Origin of the sequence: Kitasatospora sp. NPDC057542 (assembly GCF_042801945.1) — a bacterium.
In the GTDB taxonomy this organism is placed as follows: domain Bacteria; phylum Actinomycetota; class Actinomycetes; order Streptomycetales; family Streptomycetaceae; genus Kitasatospora.
This window is the reverse complement of the sequence record NZ_JBHVFE010000596.1, coordinates 1-4764: the sequence shown is the minus strand read 5'-3', so window position 1 is coordinate 4764 and position 4764 is coordinate 1. Positions and strand designations below refer to the sequence as shown.

The 4764-nt window shown below is 71.8% G+C and carries 4 protein-coding genes; 3 read left to right on the top strand and 1 reads right to left on the bottom strand.

Annotated elements, in window-relative coordinates:
- Positions 1–34 precede the first annotated feature (34 nt).
- Positions 35–703 carry an NAD(P)-binding oxidoreductase gene (locus ACFU7Y_RS40385; protein WP_224282951.1) on the bottom strand — a complete coding sequence of 223 codons (669 nt, stop codon included), beginning with the start codon at positions 701–703 and terminating at the stop codon, positions 35–37.
- An 82-nt stretch (positions 704–785) separates the two neighbouring features.
- Between ACFU7Y_RS40385 and dxr the strand changes: the two genes are divergently transcribed.
- From dxr to ispG, 3 genes are all read left to right on the top strand, one after another.
- Positions 786–2027: a 1-deoxy-D-xylulose-5-phosphate reductoisomerase gene (gene dxr / locus ACFU7Y_RS40380; RefSeq protein WP_380771360.1), complete on the top strand. Its 1242-nt coding sequence runs from the start codon at positions 786–788 to the stop codon at positions 2025–2027.
- A gap of 69 nt (positions 2028–2096) precedes the next feature.
- On the top strand, positions 2097–3401 hold the full coding sequence (locus tag ACFU7Y_RS40375; RefSeq protein WP_224282511.1) for an RIP metalloprotease: 1305 nt from the start codon (positions 2097–2099) through the stop codon (positions 3399–3401).
- A gap of 144 nt (positions 3402–3545) precedes the next feature.
- A complete protein-coding gene (gene ispG, locus ACFU7Y_RS40370; protein ID WP_224282510.1) occupies positions 3546–4706 on the top strand; it encodes a flavodoxin-dependent (E)-4-hydroxy-3-methylbut-2-enyl-diphosphate synthase in 1161 nt (386 codons plus the stop codon).
- The last annotated feature ends 58 nt before the right edge of the window (positions 4707–4764 follow it).

The following is a 4764-nucleotide window of genomic DNA, read 5'->3' as shown; positions in this document are numbered from 1 at the left end:
ACCGGGCCCTCCTCGCGTTCGCGCCCGCGCGGGCTCAGCCGTCGTGCCGGGCGGCCGCGGCGACCGCCTCCTCGACGGTGGCGTTCCCGGCGACCAGCTCCAGGGTCAGTCCGGCGGTGCCGGGTTCGTGCAGCAGGGCGGCCAGGACGGCGGCCACGTCGGCCCGGTCCACCGTGCCGCGGTCGACCGAGGGGGCCAGCCGGACCAGGCCGGTGCCGGGGCCGTCGGTGAGCCGCCCGGGGCGCAGCACCGTCCAGTCCAGCCCGGTGCGGGCCCGGACGGCGTCGTCGGCGGCGCCCTTGGCCCGCAGGTAGGTCTCGAAGACCTCGTCGGCGGGGTAGCGCGCCCCGGCGTCGGCGGCCATCGCCGAGACCATCAGGTACCGGCGGACCCCGGCGAGCTCGGCGGCGTCGGCGAGCAGCACCGCGGCGTCCCGGTCGACGGTGTTCTTGCGGGCGGCGCCGCTGCCCGGTCCGGCGCCGGCGGCGAAGACCACCGCGTCGGCACCGGTCAGCAGTCCGGCGAGCTGCGTGGCGGTGGCGGCCTCCAGGTCGAGCAGCAGCGGCTCGGCGCCGGCGTCGACGAGGTCCTGGGCCTGTTCGGGGCGGCGGACGATCCCGGCGGGGCGCTCGCCGCGGGCGGCGAGCAGCCGTTCCAGCCGGAGCGCGATCTGTCCGTGGCCCCCGGCGATGACGGTACGCATGGTTCCGACGGTAGCCCGGGACGGGCGGGGCGGCCCGGGGGAAAGTACCGGGGCGGTGCCGCGGACAGGACACAATGGGCGCATGACTTCGCTCGCTCACCCACAGCTTCGCTTCACACCCACCGTGGCGGACCCGTCCGGCCCCCGGGAGCTGGTGATCCTGGGGTCCACCGGCTCGATCGGTACCCAGGCCATCGACGTCGTGCTCCGCAACCCGGACCGCTTCCGGGTGGTGGCCCTGTCGGCGGCCGGCGGCCGGGTGGAGCTGCTCGCCGAGCAGGCGGTGCGGCTGGGCGTGCACACCGTGGCGGTGGCCGATCCGGCGGCCGAGCCGGCGCTGCGCGAGGCGCTGGCCGCGAAGGCGGCGGGCCGTCCGCTGCCGACCGTGCTGGTGGGCCCGGACGCGGCGACCGAGCTGGCCGCCCTGGAGTGCCACTCGGTGCTGAACGGCATCACCGGTTCGATCGGCCTGCGGCCGACGCTGGCCGCGCTGAAGGCGGGCCGGGTGCTGGTGCTGGCCAACAAGGAGTCGCTGATCGTCGGCGGTCCGCTGGTGAAGGCGGTGGCGAAGCCGGGCCAGATCGTGCCGGTGGACTCCGAGCACGCCGCGCTGTTCCAGGCGCTGGCGGGCGGCACCCGGGCCGAGGTGCGCAAGCTGGTGGTCACCGCCAGCGGTGGCCCGTTCCGCAACCGCACCCGGGAGCAGCTGGCCGGGGTGACCCCGCAGGACGCGCTGGCGCACCCGACCTGGGCGATGGGCCCGGTCGTCACGATCAACTCGGCCACCCTGGTGAACAAGGGCCTGGAGGTGATCGAGGCGCACCTGCTGTACGACGTGCCGTTCGACCGGATCGAGGTCGTGGTCCATCCGCAGTCGGTGGTGCACTCGATGGTGGAGTTCACCGACGGTTCGACCCTGGCCCAGGCCAGCCCGCCGGACATGCGGATGCCGATCGCGCTGGGTCTGGGCTGGCCGGAGCGGGTGCCGGACGCCGCTCCCGCCTGTGACTGGACCAAGGCGGCCACCTGGGAGTTCTTCCCGCTGGACGACGAGGCCTTCCCGGCGGTCGAGCTGGCCCGCGAGGTGGGCACCCTGGGCGGCACCAACCCGGCGGTCTTCAACGCGGCCAACGAGGAGTGCGTGGAGGCATTCCTGAAGGGCCGCCTCGTCTTCACCGGAATCGTGGACACTGTTGCCAAGGTCGTGGCCGAGCACGGCCGGCGGGACGGCGGTTCGGCGGCGGGAACTTCCCTGACGGTGGAGGACGTCCTGCACGCGGAGGACTGGGCGCGCGCCCGGGCCCGCGAGCTGGCGGCCGGCTGACGGTCGACTGACGACCCCGATTGCGGTAGGACGAGACGATGAGCGGAGCGGCATGACGGAGGACCAGCGGTGGCAACGGTTTTGACGGTGGTCGGCATCCTGGTCTTCGTCATCGGGTTGCTCGTCTCGATCGCGTGGCACGAACTCGGCCACCTCTCCACGGCCAAGCTGTTCGGCATCCGGGTGCCGCAGTACATGGTCGGCTTCGGCCCGACCCTCTGGTCGCGCCGGAAGGGCGAGACCGAGTACGGCATCAAGGCGATTCCGTTCGGCGGGTACATCCGGATGATCGGGATGTTTCCGCCGGGCGAGGACGGCCGGATCACCAAGCGCAGCAGCTCGCCCTGGCGCACCATGATCGAGGACGCCCGTGAGGCCTCCTACGAGGAGCTCCAGGAGGGCGATGAGCAGCGGCTCTTCTACACCCGCAAGCCGTGGAAGCGCATCATCGTCATGTTCGCCGGGCCGTTCATGAACCTGATCCTGGCGTTCGGGCTGTTCCTGACGGTCATGATGGGCTTCGGCGTCACCATGGCGGTGCCGACCATCGGCTCGGTCGCCCAGTGCGTGGTCAAGGCCGGCCAGCCCACCGACACCTGCCCGGCCGACGCGCCCAAGACCCCGGCCAACGAGGTCGGCCTGCGCCAGGGCGACAAGGTGCTCTCCTTCGACGGCGACCGGATCCGCGACTACGACCAGCTCCAGGCGGACATCCGGAAGTCGGCGGGCAAGCAGGTGACGATCATCGTGGACCGCGGCGGTCAGCAGCTCACCTTCACGCCCACCATCGCCGTCAACGACGTGCAGAAGTACGACGGCAACGGCGTGCCGGTGAAGGGCCAGACCGTCCAGGCGGGTTTCCTCGGGTTCACCCCCAGGAGCGAGACCGTCCAGCTCGGCTTCGGGCAGTCCGTCGACCGGATGTACGACATGGCCGAGAACGGGGTGCGGTCGCTGGCCGCCCTGCCCGGCAAGATCCCCGGCCTGTGGAACGCCGTGGTCGGCGACGCCCCGCGCGACCCGGACTCGCCGATCGGCATGGTCGGCGCCGCCCGGGTCAGCGGTGAGGTGTTCTCGCTGCACGAGTCGGCCACCCAGCGGATCGCGATCTTCGTGAACCTGCTGGCCGGCATCAACCTGTCGCTGTTCCTGTTCAACATGCTGCCGCTGCTGCCGCTGGACGGCGGCCACATCGCCGGCGCGGCCTGGGAGTCGGTCCGCCGCCGCTTCGCACGAATGTTCCGGAGGCCGGATCCGGGCCCGTTCGACGTCGCCAAGCTGATGCCGGTCGCATACGTCGTGGCCAGCATCTTCATCGGATTCACCCTGCTGGTGATGGTGGCCGACCTGGTGAACCCGGTGAAGATCGGCTAGGGCGTCGGGGGACGGCGGGTGTGCTGGGCGCCCGGACCGTGCCGTACCGTGGAGGCCGGGTGCGCGGGAGTTCGCGCGCCCGGCCTCGGCCGTCCCAGCGGCCGGGCGGATGACCACACCTCAACCCCGGGGAACCCTGCGCACATGACCGCGATCTCGCTCGGTATTCCGTCCCTGCCGCTCAAGCCGCTCGCCAAGCGCCGTTACTCCCGGCAGATCATGGTCGGCAACGTGCCGGTCGGCGGTGACGCGCCCGTCTCGGTGCAGTCGATGACCACCACGGTGACCGCGGACGTCAACGCCACGCTGCAGCAGATCGCGGAGCTGACCGCCTCCGGCTGCCAGATCGTCCGGGTCGCCTGCCCGTCGCAGGACGACGCCGACGCGCTGCCGATCATCGCGAAGAAGTCGAAGATCCCGGTCATCGCGGACATCCACTTCCAGCCGAAGTACGTCTTCGCGGCGATCGACGCCGGCTGCGCGGCGGTGCGCGTCAACCCGGGCAACATCAAGGCCTTCGACGACAAGGTCGGCGAGATCGCCAAGGCCGCCAAGGACGCCGGGATCCCGATCCGGATCGGCGTCAACGCCGGTTCGCTGGACAAGCGCCTGCTGGAGAAGTACGGCCGGGCCACCCCGGAGGCGCTGGTCGAGTCGGCGCTCTGGGAGTGCTCGCTGTTCGAGGAGCACGACTTCCGCGACATCAAGATCTCGGTCAAGCACAACGACCCGGTCGTGATGATCAACGCCTACCGCCAGCTGGCCGCCGCCTGCGACTACCCGCTGCACCTCGGCGTGACCGAGGCGGGGCCGGCCTTCCAGGGCACCATCAAGTCGGCGGTCGCCTTCGGCGCGCTGCTGGCCGAGGGCATCGGCGACACCATCCGGGTCTCGCTCTCCGCCCCGCCGGCCGAGGAGATCAAGGTCGGCAACCAGATCCTGGAGTCGCTCGGGCTGCGCGAGCGCGGCCTGGAGATCGTCTCCTGCCCGTCCTGCGGGCGTGCCCAGGTGGACGTCTACAAGCTCGCGGAGGAGGTCACCGCCGGGCTGGAGGGCATGGAGGTGCCGCTGCGAGTGGCCGTCATGGGCTGCGTCGTGAACGGCCCGGGCGAGGCCCGGGAGGCCGACCTCGGCGTCGCCTCCGGCAACGGCAAGGGGCAGATCTTCGTGAAGGGCGAGGTCATCAAGACCGTTCCGGAGTCGAAGATCGTCGAGACCCTGATCGAGGAGGCGCTGAAGCTCGCCGAGCAGATGCAGGCGGCGGGTGTCGAGTCGGGGGCGCCGACCGTGGTCGCGGGGGAGTGAACGGTTGCGGGGGAGTGACCCCGCACAGCTTGTCCTGACCGCGCGGGAGCGTCCGCAC